This window comes from Salinicola sp. MH3R3-1 (genome assembly GCF_001937155.1).
Lineage (GTDB): Bacteria > Pseudomonadota > Gammaproteobacteria > Pseudomonadales > Halomonadaceae > Salinicola > Salinicola halophyticus.
The window spans coordinates 1-19134 of sequence record NZ_MSDP01000011.1 but is presented as its reverse complement, the minus strand read 5'-3'; the positions used below and the strand labels follow the sequence as shown (position 1 = coordinate 19134).

The 19134-nt window shown below is 62.2% G+C and carries 17 protein-coding genes; 12 read left to right on the top strand and 5 right to left on the bottom strand.

Annotated elements, in window-relative coordinates:
* Nucleotides 1–76: 76 nt before the first annotated feature.
* Complete coding sequence (locus BTW08_RS07795; RefSeq protein WP_075561963.1) at nucleotides 77–670, top strand: YajG family lipoprotein; 594 nt, start codon at nucleotides 77–79, stop codon at nucleotides 668–670.
* Between the two features lie 115 nt (nucleotides 671–785).
* Here BTW08_RS07795 and BTW08_RS07790 read toward each other — a convergent pair whose 3' ends face one another.
* From BTW08_RS07790 to BTW08_RS07780, 3 genes are all read right to left on the bottom strand, one after another.
* Nucleotides 786–1433, bottom strand: a complete 648-nt coding sequence (locus BTW08_RS07790) for a hypothetical protein (RefSeq protein ID WP_075561962.1) — start codon at nucleotides 1431–1433, stop codon at nucleotides 786–788.
* Nucleotides 1434–1452: 19 nt separating this feature from the next.
* A complete protein-coding gene (locus BTW08_RS07785) occupies nucleotides 1453–2070 on the bottom strand; it encodes a TIGR04211 family SH3 domain-containing protein (protein ID WP_075561961.1) in 618 nt (205 codons plus the stop codon).
* 248 nt (nucleotides 2071–2318) lie between these two features.
* Nucleotides 2319–2648 (bottom strand): DUF1820 family protein, encoded by a 330-nt coding sequence (locus tag BTW08_RS07780; protein ID WP_075561960.1) that lies wholly within the window; start codon nucleotides 2646–2648, stop codon nucleotides 2319–2321.
* A 296-nt stretch (nucleotides 2649–2944) separates the two neighbouring features.
* On the opposite strand from BTW08_RS07780, the gene miaB reads away from it, so the two are divergent.
* The 7 genes from miaB to BTW08_RS07745 all read left to right on the top strand — a co-directional run bounded on the left by miaB (nucleotide 2945) and on the right by BTW08_RS07745 (nucleotide 12019).
* Entirely contained in the window at nucleotides 2945–4294 is a 1350-nt protein-coding gene (gene miaB / locus BTW08_RS07775; RefSeq protein WP_075561959.1) for a tRNA (N6-isopentenyl adenosine(37)-C2)-methylthiotransferase MiaB, read from the top strand.
* Nucleotides 4295–4609: 315 nt separating this feature from the next.
* Entirely contained in the window at nucleotides 4610–5614 is a 1005-nt protein-coding gene (locus BTW08_RS07770) for a PhoH family protein (protein WP_083627767.1), read from the top strand.
* Nucleotides 5611–6096 carry an rRNA maturation RNase YbeY gene (gene ybeY, locus BTW08_RS07765; RefSeq protein ID WP_075561957.1) on the top strand — a complete coding sequence of 162 codons (486 nt, stop codon included), beginning with the start codon at nucleotides 5611–5613 and terminating at the stop codon, nucleotides 6094–6096. The genes BTW08_RS07770 and ybeY overlap by 4 nt, the downstream gene beginning before the upstream one ends.
* A gap of 288 nt (nucleotides 6097–6384) precedes the next feature.
* Nucleotides 6385–7284 (top strand): transporter associated domain-containing protein, encoded by a 900-nt coding sequence (locus BTW08_RS07760; RefSeq protein ID WP_075561956.1) that lies wholly within the window; start codon nucleotides 6385–6387, stop codon nucleotides 7282–7284.
* A 173-nt stretch (nucleotides 7285–7457) separates the two neighbouring features.
* Nucleotides 7458–8945: an apolipoprotein N-acyltransferase gene (lnt, locus tag BTW08_RS07755; protein WP_075561955.1), complete on the top strand. Its 1488-nt coding sequence runs from the start codon at nucleotides 7458–7460 to the stop codon at nucleotides 8943–8945.
* A gap of 189 nt (nucleotides 8946–9134) precedes the next feature.
* A complete protein-coding gene (locus tag BTW08_RS07750; protein ID WP_075561954.1) occupies nucleotides 9135–10520 on the top strand; it encodes a VOC family protein in 1386 nt (461 codons plus the stop codon).
* Between the two features lie 128 nt (nucleotides 10521–10648).
* Entirely contained in the window at nucleotides 10649–12019 is a 1371-nt protein-coding gene (locus tag BTW08_RS07745) for an MFS transporter (RefSeq protein ID WP_075561953.1), read from the top strand.
* A gap of 80 nt (nucleotides 12020–12099) precedes the next feature.
* Here BTW08_RS07745 and BTW08_RS07740 read toward each other — a convergent pair whose 3' ends face one another.
* Complete coding sequence (locus BTW08_RS07740; protein ID WP_075561952.1) at nucleotides 12100–12642, bottom strand: zinc ribbon-containing protein; 543 nt, start codon at nucleotides 12640–12642, stop codon at nucleotides 12100–12102.
* A 197-nt stretch (nucleotides 12643–12839) separates the two neighbouring features.
* On the opposite strand from BTW08_RS07740, the gene leuS reads away from it, so the two are divergent.
* From leuS to BTW08_RS07720, 4 genes are all read left to right on the top strand, one after another.
* On the top strand, nucleotides 12840–15425 hold the full coding sequence (gene leuS / locus BTW08_RS07735; protein ID WP_075561951.1) for a leucine--tRNA ligase: 2586 nt from the start codon (nucleotides 12840–12842) through the stop codon (nucleotides 15423–15425).
* A gap of 80 nt (nucleotides 15426–15505) precedes the next feature.
* Complete coding sequence (gene lptE, locus BTW08_RS07730; protein WP_075561950.1) at nucleotides 15506–15994, top strand: LPS assembly lipoprotein LptE; 489 nt, start codon at nucleotides 15506–15508, stop codon at nucleotides 15992–15994.
* Complete coding sequence (gene holA / locus BTW08_RS07725; protein WP_075561949.1) at nucleotides 15991–17049, top strand: DNA polymerase III subunit delta; 1059 nt, start codon at nucleotides 15991–15993, stop codon at nucleotides 17047–17049. The genes lptE and holA overlap by 4 nt, the downstream gene beginning before the upstream one ends.
* Nucleotides 17050–17164: 115 nt before the next feature.
* On the top strand, nucleotides 17165–18361 hold the full coding sequence (locus BTW08_RS07720) for a multidrug effflux MFS transporter (protein WP_075561948.1): 1197 nt from the start codon (nucleotides 17165–17167) through the stop codon (nucleotides 18359–18361).
* A 110-nt stretch (nucleotides 18362–18471) separates the two neighbouring features.
* Here BTW08_RS07720 and BTW08_RS07715 read toward each other — a convergent pair.
* Nucleotides 18472–19134, bottom strand: a 663-nt coding sequence (locus tag BTW08_RS07715; RefSeq protein ID WP_139313599.1) for a carbohydrate-binding protein, incomplete at its 5' end; no start/stop codon positions are given.

The following is a 19134-nucleotide window of genomic DNA, read 5'->3' as shown; positions in this document are numbered from 1 at the left end:
TTGCCCGCGTTCCGGAAAGTGGCGGACAGTGTCTATAATGGGCGCGTCCGCCCCCACGATTCGAGAGGTTAGCGTTATGCGTCAATGGTTTGCGCTCAAATGTACCGCCACGTTGCTACTGCTCGGCCTGCTGACAGCCTGCGCTCAGAGCCCGCAGATTCTTTCCGTGAGCCCCAAGGTCAGCGGCGGGTTCCCGCAAGCCGGCAATGGCCAGTCTGTCTCGCTCGAGGTGGTCGACGGCCGCGACAGTAGCGTCATCGGCACCCGATCCGGCACGGCATCGGCAACCTCGACGATCACGGTCGAAGCCAACGACGTGATTCCCAAGATCCGCTCGCAAGCGGAAAATGCTCTGCGCGGCATGGGCTTCAACCCGACCAGCCAGAACAATGGCGGCCCCTCGCTGACACTGACGCTGGCCGAGCTCGATTACGCCCGGGGTACCGCCGAGCAGCCGATGTTGGGCGCCTCTCAGCTGCAGGCGATCATCCAGGCCGATGTCGCCAATGGCAACAATACCTACAAGGGTCGCTATACGGCCAAACGTTCGCAGAGCTACGCGCTCAAGCCGGACTGGGATACCAACAACCGCATGGTGAGCGAACTGTTGAGCAACGCTCTCGACCGCACCTTCCGCGATCAGCAGCTGGCCAATCTGCTGGCGCGCTGATACGTCCACGGCCCTTAAGCAGAAATGAAAAGCCGCCTGCTACGGCAACGTAGCAGGCGGCTTTCCTTATTCGATCCAACACGGTGGGTATGTCGATGATCGTGACGGTACGGCGCTAGCTCGCGGGGCCTCGCCTCACCATTTTCCACACGCTTTCGGTCAGGCCATCTTCGGCTGGCGAGACGTCACACAGCGTCAGCTCGAAGTTGGGCGACAACAGCGACTCCACTTCCTCGTGCGTCACGCTGAACGGCGGGCCGCGCTCGGGATCGTCGTGGGTCAGCGTGATCAGCAGCCCCCGCCCGCCCGGCAGCAACAGCTGGGCCAGATGATGGGCGTAGCGCTGTCGCGCCGCCGGCGGTAGCGCGACGAGAGCGGCACGATCGTAAAAGCCCGCCAACTCGGCGGCATGGTCGACCTGAAATCGGAACACATCGCCGCACCACAGTTCGATGTTGCCCTGGCGGGTGCAGTCGAACCCTGACTTCCCGGACTCTGGCTGACGATAACGCAGTACAGGCTGAGCACTCTGGGCGACGAACTGCTCGATGGCCAGCGGCGAGAGTTCGATGCCCAGCACCGGATGACCATGCTCGGCTAACCAGCGCATATCCCGGCTCTTGCCACATAGCGGCACCAGAATCCTGGCCTCGGCCTCCAGACCGATCGCCGGCCAGTGAGCCGTCAAAGCCGGATGAGGCGCCTCGCGATGAAACCCGATGCGCCCCTGTTGCCACCGTTCGAGCCAATCCGCTGCAGTCACGAGGCACTCCCGGCGAGACTCAGAACCAACGGTCGCGCTTGCGCCGACGACGCGGCAGATGCGGCACGATCAGTCCGACGATCAAACCCGCAGCCGCGACACCACCGCCATACATGAAGTAGCGCATCAACAGGTCCTCCTTCTGCGTGTCCAGACGCGCCTGCATCTCGCGCATCCTGCTCTCGGCCTGAGAGTAGGACTCGTCGAGCTGATTGTTGGTGGTCTGGAGTTCGTCGACCTGCGCCTCACGGCTTTGCAGTTCGTTGCGCATATCGGCCACTCGCTGATTCCACTCGTCGTCGATGCCGTCGAGCCGCGTGGTCAGCTGATCGACTTTCTTCTGCAACGCCGGCAGCTGTTGCTGGGCGCTGGGTTCGTCCTGCACGAACTGGGACTGAACCCAGACCTCGTCCCCATCGGGGCCGCGAACCTGGGTATAGTCGCCCTGCGTCTGCAGCACTGTGACCGGATCGCCGCTGGTCAGCGTACCCACGATGCGGTAGCCATCGGTTGGACCGCTGCGCACGAACGTGGTCAACGAATCACTGATCCAGTGGCCGTTCTGCGCAATGGCAGGAGCGGAAAACAGGGTCGCGCTCAAGGCGCAACCCAGAACTACATTTCGAATTTTCAACATATCGTCGTGATCTTAAGTGGCTAATCGATAACGGTTGGACATTGACTGGTTCACGCGACGATGAGACCACGCCTCGCTTCCTGCAAGGGCGGTGAATCGATCATCCACACTTTCTGTGGATAACCATTTGGACAACCTGCGCATCGATGAGCCTATCCACCGGCTGTCTCGGCATTGCGACAAATTGGTGAAAATCTGACCAACCCCTGATTTTTCAAAAACTTTCCGAAACTTCGAAGCCGGTCGTCTCAGGTATCATCCCGGGGCGGCCACGCCATGGGCCGCGGGAATTCGGCGACGTTACCCTCGGACTTGACGGCCTTGGCTATCCCCCCTCGCTCCACTTCGTCGATACGGACGATGGCACTGTAGGGAATGTAACTGCGGTTGACGCCATCGAAGGTGCGTCGAAGCTTCTCCGCGCCGGGATCGACGACAACCTTGGACTGATCCTCGAACACGAAAGCTTCGACTTCAATGAAGCCCCACAGATCGCTTTGAAAGATCTCCCTGGCGTAGAGTTCCCAAACTTCACCCTGATTGTGAAACACTACCCGATAGATCGGCTTGCTGGGCATAGATGAACGGCTCTCTCGATATCTTTACCGACGCTGCCGAGCCTTTCGACTCGAGACATCATCCCCGATTCTCGGCTTTCAGCGTGGCATTGCAAATAGGCGCAAGGGTACCACAGCCATCGCGCCATGCGAGCGACGCGGGTTGGCTGTATCGGGTCAACGGTCGTATAATGCCGCGTTTTCAAGGACGCCTGCTCGACGGAGATCCATTCAGGCAGGCTTTCCATCTTGTTTTTCTCCTCTCTTTTCCACGACAGGGCACCGGTGACGCGCGCATGGCCGCAGCAACGCAACCTATGACGAAGAAGCTCTTCATCAAGACCCACGGCTGTCAGATGAACGAGTACGACTCCGCTCGCATCGCGGATCTGCTCGGGGAATCTCATCGTCTGGAAATGACCGACAACGAGGGTGATGCCGACGTCATTCTGCTCAACACCTGCTCGATTCGCGAGAAGGCACAGGAGAAGGTGTTCCATCAGCTCGGACGCTGGAAGAAGTTGAAAGCCGCCAAGCCGGATCTGGTCATCGGCGTCGGCGGCTGCGTTGCGAGCCAGGAAGGCGAGAATATCCGCAAGCGTGCGCCCCACGTCGACATGGTATTCGGCCCGCAGACGCTGCATCGGCTGCCGACCATGCTGGACGCCCGCAACAAGGGCGCATCGCCGATCCAGACGGTGGACGTGACGTTCCCCGAGATCGAGAAGTTCGATCATCTGCCCAAGCCGAAATCCGATGGCGCGACCGCATTCGTGTCGGTGATGGAAGGCTGCTCCAAGTACTGCACCTTCTGCGTGGTTCCCTACACCCGTGGCGAAGAGGTCTCGCGCCCTTTCGAATCGGTGATGGAAGAAGTCGTTCATCTGGCAGACCAGGGCGTGCGCGAGATCAACCTGCTGGGCCAGAACGTCAACGCCTATCGCGGGCCGGATGCCGATGGCGACGAGATCGATCTGGCCGAGCTGATCGCCTGCGTGGCGGCGGTCGACGGTATCGACCGCATCCGCTTCACGACCTCGCATCCGGTCGAGTTTTCCGACAGCCTGATCGAAGCCTATGGCGAGATACCGGAGCTGGTAAGCCACCTGCATCTGCCCGTTCAATCAGGCTCGGATCGCATTCTCGCCGCCATGAAGCGCGGCCACGATCGCGACATGTATATCGACAAGCTCGAGCGCATTCGTGCCCTGCGTCCGGACATCAGTTTTTCCTCGGACTTCATCATCGGCTTCCCTGGCGAGACCGACGCTGACTTCGAAGACACCATGGACCTGATTCATCGCATCGGTTTCGATGCCTCTTTCAGTTTCATCTACTCGAAGCGACCGGGAACGCCGGCGTCCAGCCTTCCCGACGAGACTTCGGCGGAAACGAAAAAGCAGCGGCTGGCGATCCTGCAGGATCGACTCAATCAGCAGACTGCCCAGATTGGCCGCCGCATGGTCGGCAACGTCGAACGAATTCTTGTCACCGGGTTCTCGCCCAGAGACCCGGGGCAGCTCTCAGGCCGAACCGAGAACAATCGGGTGGTCAATTTCCGGGCCGACGATCCGACGTCGCTGATCGGCTATTTCGTCGATGTCAGCATCACCGAAGCGCTGCCCAATTCGCTGCGCGGCGAGCTGGTTTCCGGCGAGCGCTATTGACCCTGTCTCGGCCTCCCCATCTGAATTCAGGCGCAATGCCGCGAGACGCATCCGACATTCCGTCAGAGAGATGCGGCGTTGCCCTGCTTCAGCGCTAACGGGTGACGCGAAGCCGGTGGCTGACACTGGTTAACCTCAAGCATTGCTCCGACAGGAAACTGCGCAGTAAGCTGGCGATATGGCAGTCGTGCTGCGCTTTTTCCAAAGCCATATTTTCAAATCCATTTTTTCAAAACAACGGACCTCTTTGCGTTGACCCAAGACCAACAGTCTGACAATCGCGTCGTCTCCTTGACGCTCGAACCCAACGATCCCATGCGTCTGGCCAATCTCTGCGGTCAGCGCGACGAACACTTGAAACTGGTCGAGGCACGGCTCGGCGTCACGCTGCGCAACCGCGGCAACGTCTTCCAGATGGCCGGCCCCGACGCCGGCGTCAAGGCAGCGGCCAACGTGCTCGAGCATCTCTACCGCGAGACCGAAGCCGACGAACTGACCCCGGACACTGTCCATCTCTATCTCCAGGAGTCGGGGGTCGAGGCGATGGAAGAGGAGATCGGCGATATCGAAGCCGGTGGCCTGCTCATCCGCACGCCGCGAACGCTGATCAAGCCGCGCGGCTTCAATCAGCAGGGCTACGTCGCCAGCATTCGCCGTCACGATATCAACTTCGGGATCGGCCCCGCGGGTACCGGCAAGACGTATCTGGCGGTGGCAGCGGCCGTGGAAGCGCTCAATCGTCAGGAGGTCAGGCGCATTCTGCTGGTGCGCCCGGCGGTCGAGGCCGGCGAGAAGCTCGGCTTCCTGCCCGGCGACCTGGCGCAGAAGATCGATCCCTATCTGCGCCCGCTCTACGACGCCCTCTACGAGATGCTGGGCTTCGAGCAGGTCAACAAGCTGATCGAGCGCCAGATCATCGAGATCGCCCCGCTCGCCTACATGCGCGGGCGTACGCTCAATAACGCCTTCATCATTCTGGATGAGAGCCAGAACACCACGCGCGAGCAGATGAAGATGTTTCTGACGCGTATCGGCTTCGGCTCGACGGCGGTGATCACCGGCGACGCGACCCAGGTCGACCTGCCGCGTGGCACGAGCTCGGGGTTGATTCACGTGCTAGAGGTGTTGCGCGATACGGCCGGCATCGGAATCACCCAGTTCGCGCCCAAGGACGTCGTCCGCCACCCGCTGGTGCAGCGCATCATCGAGGCCTACGACATTCACGAGGCGACCGAAGAAGCGGCCCAGCGACAGCGTCGGGAAGATCGCCGTCAGGCGCGGCTCGAGACCGAGACCCACCGGGGCCACGACGACTCATGACCCCGGAGATCGATCTCCAGATCGCCGTCGGCGACGAAGCCGAAACGGCTCTCCCGAGCCAGTCGGATCTCGAAGACTGGGTCGGTGCGGTACTCGCTCATGAGGGCGATACTCGCCACGAATTGACGATTCGCGTCGTCGAACGTGACGAGAGCCAACAGCTCAACCGGGACTATCGCGGCAAGGACAAGCCGACCAACGTGCTCTCTTTTCCGTTCGAATCCCCGCCAGGGATCGAACTGCCCCTGCTCGGCGACCTGGTGATCTGCCACGACGTGGTGGCCAACGAAGCGCAGGAACAGCACAAGTCAATCCGCGATCACTACGCCCATCTGGTAATACACGGCTGCTTGCATTTGCTCGGCTATGACCATATAGATGATGATGAAGCCGAGCAGATGGAAACTCTCGAGAGAGTTCTGCTCACCCAGTTTGGCATTGCGGACCCGTATCGCGTCGTCGATTCGAAACCCGATGCCTAAACTCCGACTCAAAGCGTCAACATCCAGCATCATGCCGATACCGACGAGATCTTCCTGCGGTCATGGGGAAGCATCCAGCGAGACCCCAAGCCTGATGGCCGAAGCGCCTGACGAGCCTCCGCCAAGCCGCGCCCGAATCGCGGTTGGCCCCTTTTGGATATCGATCATCGATTCGCCGCGACTCTCTTTCGAGCGCGCCGCGAAGGCATCGTGTCGCCTACGGGCATTGCGATGGAGCGATAGTCCTTTTCCCTTCCGTGTGTCATTCGAGGACAAGAGACCACAGTCATGAGCGAAGACCGATCGAGTAGCCAGAGCAGTCGATCCTGGCTTGAAAAACTGATCAGTACCTTCTCCAGCGATTTCGATGAACCCAGCTCGCGTGAAGAGCTGCTCACCTTTCTGCGCGAGGCCGGCCCACGCCTTAACCTCGATCAGGATGCGTTGACGATCATCGAAGGCGCATTCCAGATCAGCGATCAGCAGGTGCGCGAGGTGATGATCCCGCGCTCTCAGGTCACCGCCATCAGCGTGACTCAGCGTCCGGAAGACTGCCTGCCGATCATTCTGGAAACCGCGCATTCGCGCTATCCGGTCATCGACGACAATCTAGACGACGTGCTCGGCATCATGCTGGTCAAGGATCTGCTCCCGCTACTCAAAGGCAACACTCAGGAGCGCGAGGCTTTCGCCCTGCGCGACGTGCTGCGCCCGGCGATGTTCGTGCCCGAATCCAAGCGTCTCAACAGCCTGCTCAAGGAGTTCCGCGATACCCATAATCACATGGCGATCGTGGTCGACGAGTATGGCGGCACCGCCGGTATCGTCACGATCGAGGATATTCTCGAGCAGATCGTCGGCGATATCGAGGACGAGCACGACACCGACGAGGAAGAGGATATCCGCGACATGGGCGACGGCACCTATGCCGTTCGCGCCTTGACGCCGATCGAAGACTTCAACGAACACTTCGACACCGAATTCTCCGACGAGGAGTTCGATACTGTCGGCGGGCTGATCATGCAGCGCTTCGGCCACCTCCCGGGTCGCCACGAGCATACCGATCTCGGCGAGTGGCGCTTCACCATCCTCAATGCCGACAACCGACGCATTCGCCTGCTCCAGGCCAAACCGGTACCGACCGAAGTCGAAAACGAAAACGAACCGGCACGGCGCATCGAAAGCTGAGCGAGGCCTGATTCGTGGCTCGGGCATCTGAGTCGGAACTGTAGGTGCGGGACTGTAGGTGCGGGACTGTAGGCCCGGGACTCTAGGCGCAGGTCAGCGCGGTTGAAAGCACTTAACGCATTCATTCAGCAACTTTGGTATAAGGGGCACTTTTCGCAAGGAGCGCCCCTGACATGCCGCAAGCCAAGCCGTTGATTTCCGCCCGCCGCCCTTGGCCGGCCTATCTCGCTGCGCTGATTGCCGGCGGGTTTGCCACGCTCTCTTTCGCACCCTTCCATCTGTGGTGGTTGGGACCGGTAGCGGTTGCCCTGATGTATCTCGGCCAGCATCGCTTGAGCGTGGGCCAGAGCGCGCTGCGCGGCTGGGTGTTCGGCGTTGGCCTGTTCGGAAGCGGTACTTCCTGGGTCTATGTCTCGATTCACGACTACGGCTATACCGGCGTACCGCTGGCGCTGTTTCTGACCGCGCTTTTCGTCGGCACCCTGGCTTTATTCCCGGCGCTCGTCTTTGGGCTCTATCGTCGTTTCACTTCGCCGCGACTGGCCTTTCTCAGCTTCGCCGGGCTCTGGGTACTGGGCGAGGCCTTCCGCAGCTGGGCGTTCACCGGTTTCCCCTGGCTGCTGCTGGGCAGCGCCCAGGTCGATTCGCCGCTGGCACCTTGGGCGCCTATCGGCGGCGTCTATCTGCTGTCGTTGATCGTCGCGCTCACCGGCACGCTCCTTGTCGAATTTTGTCATCGTCGCTGGTGGGCCATCGCTCCTATCGCACTGCTCTGGCTGGTGCCGCTGGCGCTACCCGCCCAGTGGACGACACCGGCCGCCGACCCGCTGCGCGTCGCATTGCTGCAGGGCAATCTGCCGCAACTCGCCAAATGGAGCGCCGATGGCCAGCGTGATGCAGTCAACACTTACTCTCGCCTGACGCGTCAGGTGCCTGACGACGTCGACATCATCGTCTGGCCGGAGACCGCCCTGCCGATGCTCGAACAACAGGCGCGGCCGTTCATGGCGCGCTTGCAGTCGACGCTGCCCAGCGACACTTCACTGCTGACCGGCGTCGTCCAGCGTGACGCCGAAGGGCGTTACTACAACGCCATCACCGGCGTCGGCGATACCCGCGGCGAGTACCGCAAGAGCCACCTGGTGCCGTTCGGCGAATTCCTGCCGCTGGACTTCCTGCTGCGCGGCGTCATCGACTTCTTCGATCTGCCGATGTCCGACTTCGCCGCCGGCGCCGATTCCCAGTTGCCGATTCTGACCCATGGCATCGCCATCGGCAGCGCCATCTGCTACGAGATCGTCTACCCCGACCTGGTCGCGGAGCGGGCGCGCGATGCCAACGTCCTGCTGACGGTTTCCAACGACACCTGGTTCGGCCGCTCGATCGGACCGCTGCAGCATCTGCAGATGGCGCAACTGCGTGCCTTGGAGAACGGCCGCTACGTCGTTCGTGCTACCAGTAACGGGGTCACGGCGATCATCGACGATCACGGCCGCCTGCGCGAGCGAGCGCCGCAGTTCGAAACCGCCAGCGTCGTCGGCGATATCGTCCCCATGACCGGACAGACGCCGTTCACCCGCACCGGCAGCTGGCCGACGTGGCTGCTGTCATTGTTACTGCTGGCGCCGGCACTGGTGTGGAAGGCCCGCCAGCCCAGGTAACACCCCGCCGCCTGTCGCCACGCCCTGGCACTCCAGCCAACGGGCGTGGCGTCACGATCTTCGACCCTGCGTCATTTCCGGATATGCGACGCCGGTTTATCGAATGGTTCCGAGGCGGCATTCGAGGCTTGCCTCCCGCCTGACGATAGCGTTGGATGGAACTCTTCATTTCCGGTCATCGAGTATGTCATGACACTGTCTCAGGTCTCCCCCGACGATATCCGCAGCGCCTTCTCCCAAGCCATGTCGGACATGTACCGGCAGGAAGTGCCGCAATATGGCGATCTGCTCGAACTGGTCGCCAATATCAATCAGACGACGCTCGACTCGGATCCGGCGCTGGCCGCTCGGCTCGACGCGCAGAACGAGACCTCGCGCCTGGGCGTCGAGCGTCACGGGGCGATTCGCGTCGGCACCGCCGATGAGCTGTCGACGCTGAGACGCGTATTCGCGCTGATGGGGATGTATCCCGTGAGCTACTACGACCTTTCCGAGGCCGGCGTACCGGTCCATTCCACGGCTTTCCGCCCCATCGACAAAAGCTCGCTTCAGCGCAACCCTTTCCGGGTTTTCACGTCGCTGCTGCGCCTGGAGTTGATCGAGGATGCCGCCTTGCGCCGTCAGGCCGCCTCGATTCTTGCCGAGCGCGACATCTTCACCCCTGGGGCGCGCGAACTGATCGAACTGGGTGAGCGCCAGGGTGGCTTCGCTCGTGACCAGGCCGAGCGTTTCGTGACCGAGATTCTGGAAACCTTTCGCTGGCACCGCGACGCCACCGTCGACCATGACACGTACCATGCGTTGCACGCGGCCCACAGACTGGTGGCGGACGTGGTTTGCTTCCGCGGTCCGCATATCAACCATCTGACCCCGCGAACGCTGGATATCGACGCCGCCCAGGCCGCGATGCCGGACTACGGGATTACCCCCAAGGCCGTGATCGAGGGGCCGCCCCGGCGCCAGTGGCCGATCCTGCTGCGCCAGACCAGCTTCAAGGCCCTGGAAGAATCGGTACGGTTCGCCGACAGCGATGGAGGCACTCACACCGCGCGTTTCGGCGAGATCGAACAACGCGGTGTCGCACTGACACCCAAGGGACGCGCGCGATATGACGAGCTGCTGGCCCAATCACGCCAGGCGCCAGCCGCCGCCGACAATCTCGCCCATCAGCGCCAGCTGGGCGAAGTCTTCGCTGCCTTCCCCGATGACGCGGCAACGCTGCGGCGTGAAGCGCTGGCGTACTTTCGCTATCAGCTCAGCGACAGCGGGCGCGAGCGTCTGGCCGGCGGCGAGTCGGCCCCGGCTTCCCTCGACGACGCGGTGGGTACGGGGTGGATCGATGCCACCCCGATCACCTACGAGGATTTCCTGCCGGTCAGCGCCGCCGGCATCTTCCAGTCGAACCTCGGCGACACCCAGCAGCAGGCGCATGCCAGCGAGTCTCGCAGCGAATCCAACCAGAGCGCCTTCGAGCTGGCATTGGGTCGGCCGGTTCACGACGAATTCGAACTCTACGGACGTCTGCAGCAGGACTCGCTGGAACGAGTGCAACAGCAGCTCGGCATCGAGGATTGACGCTTTTTCGTCGCCGACCCGCGAAGCTGGTCGCAGCCAGAACACTTCTCGTCGCCTGAATGCCGATAGAACATTGCCTGTCACCCTAGGCTGAGAGCTTCCCTCTCGAGACCCCACGGAGACAGGCAATGGCCACGGTCAACAACAATAATGCGACCGACTCAGTTTCGACCGATGTCAACCTTTCAACGCTACGCAAGGTGATCGCGGCCTCGGCGATCGGCAACTTCGTCGAGTGGTTCGATTTTGCCGTCTACGGCTTTCTGGCCGTGATCATCTCGCAGCACTTCTTTCCGCCCGGCGACGATTCATTGGCCCTGCTGCAGACGTTCGCGGTGTTTGCGGTGTCGTTCGCACTACGCCCGCTCGGGGGGATCTTCTTCGGCATGCTGGGCGACAGGATCGGGCGCAAGCGCATCCTTGCCGTGACCGTGCTCCTGATGGCCGGGGCCACGACGCTGATCGGCGTGCTGCCGACTTACGCAAGCGCCGGGCTATTTGCCCCGCTGGCGCTGGCTCTGGCGCGTTGCATTCAGGGGTTCTCCGCCGGCGGCGAGTATGCCGGCGCCTGTGCCTTCGTGATGGAACACGCGCCGACCCACCGCAAGGCCCGCTACGGCAGCTTCGTGCCGGTTTCCACCTTTATGGCTTTTGCCACCGCGGCGGCGCTGACCTTCGTCATCAGCACCATCCTGTCCGAAGAGGCTCTGAACGCCTGGGGCTGGCGTATTCCGTTTCTGGTCGCCGCGCCGCTGGGGCTGATCGGGCTCTACATGCGCCTGCGACTGGACGAATCCCCCGCTTTCCAGGCCCTGAAAGCACAACATGCCGTGCCGCAGGCACCATTGAAAGAAACCGTCCGGGCGCACGGCGCGACCATTGTCAGTCTGAGCGCTTTCATTTCGGTCACGGCGCTATCGTTCTACATGTTCACCACCTACTTCACGACCTACATGCAGGTCGTGGGTCACGCGTCGCGAACCACCGCGCTACTGGCCAGTCTAGGCGCGTTGATTTTCGCGGCGGCGCTATGTCCGTTCGTCGGGCGATATGCCGACCGTGTCGGACGTCGCAAGACGATCCTGACGGCGGGAACGTGTCTGATCGTGGCGGTCTTTCCCGCCTATACGCTGGCCGGGAGCGGCGAATGGTGGGCATCGCTGATCGGCGCGATGCTGATGGCGGTGGGCGCGGTGATCTGCGGCGTGGTCACGGCGGTACTGCTGTCGGAGCAGTTTCCGACCCGGGTGCGCTATACCGCCTCGGCACTCTGCTACAACGTCTCGTATACGATCTTCGGCGGGACGGCGCCCCTGGTGGCAACCTGGTTGATCGAGCGCACCGGCAACAATCTGTCGCCAGCGATCTATTTGATCGCGATCACGCTATTGGCCATGTGGGGAGGGCTGCGCCTGCCGGAATCTTCCCACCGCGCACTGGATGCCGATGAGTCCGAATGGCGCCACCCCCCGGAACCCTTCATGCGGCCCACGACCTGATTTGCCAAGCCGTGCCCCCGCTGACACGCCCACGACTGGCGAGTGCCGAGCCGCCAGTCGTGAGCGTCGATAAAGCGGCCTCAGGGCCGCGATTCGGATTGCGGCATCCCGGAAACGCGCTGGAAGTAGCGATGTCCGCAGGCGTGGCAGGCGTCCAGCCGCGCGACCTGATCGAGCAGCACGCCGACGCCACAGTGAACGCAGTTCATGCGTCCCGGCAGCGCCACTTCGCCGGCGGTGTAGTCGGCCCGAGCCGCTTCCAGGTCGTCATCGAAGCGTTCGCGATCGATGGTGGTGCGATCGGCGATCGAGAACAGCGCTTCGCTGACTCGGCGCGAGAGCACGTCGAGATCGATCCCAAGCCAAGTCGCGATGCCCTCGCCACCTCTGGCCAGATACTGGCGAAAATCGCGCATGTCCCGCTCGACCCAGGCACGTAGTAGCGCCGCCTCGTCCTTGGTGAACTCTTCGAACTCGGACTCGAACGCGACCGCCTCGTCGAGTTCGTGCTGAAAGCTGTCCCAGGAGAGTTCTCCGCCGCCGTCCTTCAAACGGGTCAGAATGCGTTCATAGGCTTCGCTGAGACGGGAACGCGCCTCGGGTCGTGACTGTTGCTCATCCATGGCTATCCCCTTTTGCTGCTGCGGATCGATTCACCCAGCCTTGATGCCAGGCTCTTACTTGCGACGATGGGTCTGGGGTATGCTTGTGGCCCTGAAAAATCAAGCCGGCCCCGCTTCTTTTCGTCTGTAATGAGTATAGCTTTTCGCGGGGACTCTGGCGCTCCCACACGCCGAACGCAAGGTGCCTGACCAAACCGATGGACGCACAGTACAACCCGCAAGCGATCGAAAACGCCGCCCAGCAATACTGGAACCGGAACCAGAGCTTCAAGGCCGTCGAGGATGCGACAGGCGAGAAGTTCTATTGCCTGTCGATGTTCCCCTATCCCAGCGGCAAGCTGCATATGGGTCATGTGCGCAATTACACCATCGGTGATGTGGTGACGCGTTTCCAGCGCATGCAGGGCAAGAACGTGCTGCAGCCGATGGGCTGGGACGCCTTTGGCATGCCGGCTGAGAACGCCGCGATCAAGAATCGCGTAGCGCCGGGCAAGTGGACCTACGAGAACATCGACGCCATGCGCAGCCAGCTCAAGTCGCTGGGGTTCGCCTATGACTGGAATCGTGAATTCGCGACCTGCGACGTCGACTACTACCGCTGGGAACAGTGGTTCTTTGCCAAGCTGGTCGAGAAAGGCGTCGTCTACAAGAAGATGTCGACGGTCAACTGGGACCCGGTCGACCAGACGGTGCTCGCCAACGAGCAGGTCATCGACGGCCGTGGCTGGCGTTCCGGCGCGCGGGTCGAACGCAAGGAGATCCCGCTGTGGTTCCTCAAGATCACCGACTACGCGGATGAACTGCTGGCCGATCTCGACAAGGTCGAGTGGCCCGAGCAGGTCAAGACGATGCAGCGCAACTGGATCGGCAAGTCCCGCGGCGTCGAACTGAGCTTCGACGTGGCCGGCCTGGATGCGGCGGACGCCAATGCCCGGCTCGATGTCTACACCACTCGTCCCGATACGCTGTATGGCGTCACTTACATGGCGGTGGCCGCTGGCCACCCGCTGGCGAAGCGCGCCGCGGAACAGGATCCGGCCATGGCCGAATTCCTGCTCGAATGTCAGCAAGGCGGCAACTCCGAAGCCGAGCTGGCGACCATGGAAAAGCGCGGCCGCGATACCGGTTATCGTGCGATCCATCCGCTGACCGGCCAGGAAGTGCCGATCTTCGTCGCCAACTTCGTGCTGATGGAGTACGGCACCGGGGCTGTCATGGCCGTGCCTGCCCACGATCAGCGCGACTGGGAGTTCGCGACGAAATATGCGCTGCCGATCCAGCCGGTCATCGCCGACGCTGATGGCAGCACGCCGGATCTTTCCGCGGGTGCCTTCGTCGATCATGGCAAGCTGATCCACTCCGGCGAGTTCGACGGCCTCGAATTCGAAGCCGCCTTCACTGCCGTTGCCGCCCGACTCGAGTCCGAAGGCCGCGGCAGGATCAAGATCCAATACCGGCTGCGTGACTGGGGCGTCGCCCGCCAGCGCTACTGGGGCGCACCGATTCCGGTCAAGTACGGCCCCGAAGGCCAGACCGTGCCGCTCACCGACGACGAGCTGCCGGTGGCGCTGCCGATGGAAGTCGAAGTCGATGCGTCGGGCTCGCCGCTGAAGAAGATGCCGTCCTTCTACGACCTGGGTGATGGCTGGACTCGGGAAACCGATACCTTCGACACCTTCATGGAGTCTTCCTGGTACTACGCCCGCTTCTGCTGTGCCGACAATCCGGAGGCGATGCTCGACGACCGCGCCAACTACTGGCTACCGGTGGATCTCTACATCGGCGGTATCGAGCACGCGATCCTGCACCTGCTCTACGCCCGGTTCTTTCACAAGCTGATGCGCGACGAAGGCCTGGTCAATAGCGACGAGCCCTTCCAGCGCCTGCTGACCCAGGGCATGGTGATCGCCGAGACCTTCTATCGCGAAGAAGCCAACGGCGGCAAGGCGTGGTTCAATCCTGCCGATGTCGAGGTCGACCGTGACGACAAGGGCCGTCCGATCAGTGCCAGACTGATCGACGATGGCCAGCCGGTGACCATGGGCGGCATCGAGAAGATGTCCAAGTCGAAGAACAACGGTGTCGACCCGCAGGCGATGATCGATCGTTTCGGTGCCGATACCGTACGCCTGTTCGTGATGTTCGCCGCCCCGCCGGAGCAATCCCTGGAGTGGTCGGATTCCGGCGTCGAAGGCTCCCATCGCTTTCTCAAGCGGCTGTGGAAGCTGGTCGCCGATCATGTTGCGGCGGGTACGCCGGCGTCACTCGACGTGGCCGTGCTGGATGACGCGCAGAAAGATCTGCGCCGCAAGACCCACGAGACCATCGCCAAGGCGGGTGACGACATTGGCCGTCGAACCACGTTCAATACCGCGATCGCGGCGGTGATGGAGCTGACCAACGCGATGGGGCGTTTCGACGACACGTCGCCGCAAGGCCTTGCCGTCAGTCGCGAGGCCATCGAAGCCTGCGTATTGCTGCTCTCGCCGATCACGCCGCACGTCTGTCACGCGCTTTGGCAGTCGCTGGGTCACCAGACGCCGGTGATCGATGCGAGCTGGCCGGTGGTGGACGATGAGGCCCTGGTCAAGGCCAGCGTCGAACTGGTGGTGCAGGTCAACGGCAAGCTGCGAGCTCGACTCGACGTGCCGGCGGCAGCCGACAAGTCAGCGGTTGAGTCGTTGGCCTTGGCGGAAGAAAACGTGCAGCGTCATGTCGAAGGCAAGACCGTGCGCAAGGTCATCGTCGTTCCCGGTAAACTGGTCAATATTGTTGCTAACTGAGTCGTTGCTAACTGAGTCGTTGCTAACTGAGTCGTTGCCAACTGAGTTGTTGCATTGCCGTCCGTGACAAGGAGCTTTTCATGATTCGTCGCACCGTTTTGACCGGCCTACTCGCGGTATCGCTGACCGCACTGGCCGGCTGTGGCTTTCAGCTCCGAGGGCTGAACCAGCCCACCCTGAGTCTTTCCGAACTCAGCTTGAGCGCCAACGTTTCTCCGTTCAGCGAAGAAGTGAAACGCTCGCTGGAGAACGCCGGCACGCGCGTCGTCGACGACGCCGACCTGCGCGTCAATCTCGGCGACGAGCGAATCAGCGAGACTCGCCTGACCCGCTCCGACTCCGGCAGCCGCGAGACCGAAATCACGCTGACGGCGCCGTTCTCCGTCCAGCGTGTCTCGGATAGCGCCTACCTGCTCAATCAGCAGCAGCTGGAGACGTCGACAACGGTGCTGCTCTCCACCGACGATATCTATTCCGGTGAGGAGCTGCGTACCGGAGCCGTCAGGCAGCTGCGTCGTGATGCCGCCGAACAACTCATCGACCGACTGGACGCGCTCGAGACGCCATGAAGGTTTTTCCCGACAAGCTGGAAGAGGCGCTCAAGAAACGCCTACCGCCGGTGGTCCTGGTCGCCGGCGACGAGCCGCTGATCCACCTGGAAGCCTGCGATGCCGTGCGCCGCGTTGCCCGCGAGCGCGGCATCGAAGAACGCGAGGTGATGCACGTCGAATCCGGCTTTCAGTGGACCCAGCTGCTGGAGTCCGCGGCCAGTCTGTCGCTGTTCGCCTCGAGCAAGCTGATCGAGGTGCGCCTCGGCAGCCAGTCCCCCGGCCAGGAGGGAAGCAAAGCGCTCGAAGCCTACGCCGAGCAGGCGGGCGGCAGCGACAACGTACTGCTGTTGTCGAGCCAGCGCCTGGACCGCAAGTCGCAGTCGAGCAAATGGTTCAAGACGCTCGACAAGCTGGGACTGTTCGTCCCGGTGTGGCCGGTCGATCATCAGCGTCTGGGTTTCTGGATGCGCGATCGGGCCAACCGTTACGGTTTCACCATGGACATGGAGGCGGCGCGGCTACTCGGCGAACGCACCGAAGGCAACCTGTTGGCGGCGGATCAGGAGCTGCAGAAACTGGCACTGCTGCTGCCGCCCAATGCACGCCTCGATGTCGAAGCGATCGCCAGCGGCGTCGAGAGCAGTGCGCGTTACGATGTCTTCACGCTGGTGGATGCGTGTCTGAAAGGCGATCGCGACCGTGTCGTTCGCATCGTGCGCGGCCTGCGCCAGGAAGGCGTCGAAGCGCCGATCATCCTGTGGGCGCTGACCCGCGAGCTGCGAACGCTGCTCTCGATCTTTCAGCACCTCGACCAGGGTCAGAGCCTGGAGCATGCTTGCAAGGCTCAGCGCCCGATGATTCCGGAAAAACGTCGCCCCGGCTATCAGCAGGCGCTCAAGCGTCTGCCCCAGCGACGCCTGCACAAGCTGCTGATGTTCTCCCAGCGCATCGATCTGGCGATCAAGGGCGCCATCGCCCTACCCGTTTGGGACTGCCTGCAGGATCTCGCTCTGACCCTATCCGGCGGCCGCGGGATGCTGGCAGAAATGCCTTTCGCCTACCGTACGGCCTGACGCTTCCGACGCCCCCGTCGGGCCGCTCGGGTCACAAGATGACACCTGGAATTCTCGCAGCTCATACAAATAGTTGATAATATCTACTATTTGGCAACGAACTTCACAGGTCTCCATGTCTCGTTCCTACTCATTTGCCCTGCCACTGGTGCTGGCCATCACCATGGCCCTCGGACCGCTGTCGATCGATGCCTATCTCCCCGCCTTCCCGGCCATGGCCGACGCGATGGGTGTCGGCATTGGCGAAGTCTCGAGAAGTCTTTCGATCTACATCTTTGGCCTCGCCATCGGCCAACTGGTCGGCGGGCCGCTGTCGGACCGAATTGGACGACCTCGGGTCATGTATGCGGGGCTCGGGATCTTCATTGCCGCCTGCCTGGCGATCACACAGACCGACGATCTGAATCTGCTGCTGACGCTACGCGGCGTTCAGGCCTTCGGCGGCGGCTGGATCATGGTGCTCGTGCCGGCCCTGGTCCGGGACCAGGTCAGAGGGCGCGAGGCTGCCAAGCTGTTCAGCATGATCGGGCTGATCATGGTGGTGGCGCCCGGCGTCGCGCCGAGTATCGGCAGTGCGCTGCTGGCGCTGGGCGACTGGCACGCCATTTTCTGGTTCCTTGCCATCTACGCGCTTGGCGTGGTTCCGCTGCAGGCTCGCGTGGTGCTGCGCCATGCCCAGCCGCGCGTCGTCGCCCAGCAACAGGATTCGTTGCTGACGCGCTACCGTTTCGTGCTGGCGACTCGGGCCGCGCTGCCATTCATTGCTCTGCAGGCCTTCGCCTTCTCGGTCATGATGCTGTTCATCACTCACGCATCGTTCATTTATCAGGCCCACTTCGGGCAGTCGGAGAGCGTCTTTTCGCTGATGTTCGGCGCCAATATCCTGATCATGCTGCTGGTCAATCTGACCAATCGCGCCGTCCTCAACCGATTTACCTCGCGCCAGATTCTGATTACCTGTCTGTGCGTGCAGTTCATTGGCGTGCTACTGCTGTCGCTGGCGACGTGGGCTGACGTCTCGGTCTGGGTGTTCCTGCCGGCCATGATGCTGACCATCGGTGCCCAGGGCGCCGTGGTACCCAACAATCAGGCCTGCTTCATGGAGTATTTCGAACGCCATGGCGGCACCGCGGCTTCTCTGCTGGGCGCCTGCCAGTTCGGGATTGCCGGCACGCTCAGTGCGCTGTCGACCTTGCTGCCGGAAACGCTGAGCTGGGTCATCGCGTCGATGTTCCTCTGCTCGCTGATCTGCGTGGGCGTCATCATCGGTGCGCTGCGCCCTCAACGCGCAGTGGGTACCGGTTCGCCCTGAACGATGCTGCTGCCCTGTCGACATGAAAAAGCCGGGCCCCAGGGGCCCGGCTATCGATGAATGAAACGACCCGAGTGCAGACGCCAAGCATGAGAACCCGGAGTGAGTGCCTAGGCGACGCTGGCGTGCTCCGGCTGGTCGACACCTGCCAGGGCGACGTCATCGCTGAGTACGACGACATCATGCAGCAACGGAATCGAACCGGGACCGTCGTCGTCAGCCGTCATCAGCGACATCGTCGAGGCTGAGGCAGTGGTTGCCGCATTGGCTTCCGGCGTCAACGTGAACGATTTCAGGTTCATCGCGCCGCCGTTGAACGTCAGCCGAAGCGTCTGCTCGCCGGCGGCGAGATCCAGCTCGATACCGTCGTTGGCCTGATAGTTGTTCCAACCGCCGGTATTGGTCACCGCCTGGGGCGTGGCGCTGGTATAGACGGTGCCGTCCTGCTCGACGCTGGCGGTCACCGTTCGCCCGCTGGACATCGTCGCCGCAGCGAATGACAGCTGATAGGTACCCGCCGTGGCAACGTCGATGGTGTATTCCACCCATTCGCCGTTGGCGATCGAGCCGATCGAATTGCCGTTGTCGCGCAGATCGACGCCTTCGTTTCGGGTGTTGTCGCCCAGCTGGGTCTCGCTGCTGTCGTGATAAGCGACCTCTGGGCCACCTTGGTCATAAAGCCCCGCGTTCAGCGTGAGGCCATCGTCGACGGCCCAGGGCGTAGCCGCGTCGTTGAATGCCGTTTGCGAAGGCGGTGACAGACTGAACGATTC

Excerpts from the sequence above, each read along its gene's own strand:
- holA (WP_075561949.1), top strand. The coding sequence starts at position 15,991 with ATGAAGGTTTTTCCCGACAAGCTGGAAGAGGCGCTCAAGAAACGCCTA.
- lptE (WP_075561950.1), top strand. The coding sequence starts at position 15,506 with ATGATTCGTCGCACCGTTTTGACCGGCCTACTCGCGGTATCGCTGACC.
- BTW08_RS07745 (WP_075561953.1), top strand. The coding sequence starts at position 10,649 with ATGGCCACGGTCAACAACAATAATGCGACCGACTCAGTTTCGACCGAT.
- ybeY (WP_075561957.1), top strand. The coding sequence starts at position 5,611 with ATGACCCCGGAGATCGATCTCCAGATCGCCGTCGGCGACGAAGCCGAA.
- BTW08_RS07760 (WP_075561956.1), top strand. The coding sequence starts at position 6,385 with ATGAGCGAAGACCGATCGAGTAGCCAGAGCAGTCGATCCTGGCTTGAA.
- BTW08_RS07720 (WP_075561948.1), top strand. The coding sequence starts at position 17,165 with ATGTCTCGTTCCTACTCATTTGCCCTGCCACTGGTGCTGGCCATCACC.
- BTW08_RS07785 (WP_075561961.1), bottom strand. The coding sequence starts at position 2,070 with ATGTTGAAAATTCGAAATGTAGTTCTGGGTTGCGCCTTGAGCGCGACC.
- lnt (WP_075561955.1), top strand. The coding sequence starts at position 7,458 with ATGCCGCAAGCCAAGCCGTTGATTTCCGCCCGCCGCCCTTGGCCGGCC.
- miaB (WP_075561959.1), top strand. The coding sequence starts at position 2,945 with ATGACGAAGAAGCTCTTCATCAAGACCCACGGCTGTCAGATGAACGAG.
- leuS (WP_075561951.1), top strand. The coding sequence starts at position 12,840 with ATGGACGCACAGTACAACCCGCAAGCGATCGAAAACGCCGCCCAGCAA.
- BTW08_RS07770 (WP_083627767.1), top strand. The coding sequence starts at position 4,610 with ATGCGTCTGGCCAATCTCTGCGGTCAGCGCGACGAACACTTGAAACTG.
- BTW08_RS07750 (WP_075561954.1), top strand. The coding sequence starts at position 9,135 with ATGACACTGTCTCAGGTCTCCCCCGACGATATCCGCAGCGCCTTCTCC.
- BTW08_RS07740 (WP_075561952.1), bottom strand. The coding sequence starts at position 12,642 with ATGGATGAGCAACAGTCACGACCCGAGGCGCGTTCCCGTCTCAGCGAA.
- BTW08_RS07795 (WP_075561963.1), top strand. The coding sequence starts at position 77 with ATGCGTCAATGGTTTGCGCTCAAATGTACCGCCACGTTGCTACTGCTC.
- BTW08_RS07780 (WP_075561960.1), bottom strand. The coding sequence starts at position 2,648 with ATGCCCAGCAAGCCGATCTATCGGGTAGTGTTTCACAATCAGGGTGAA.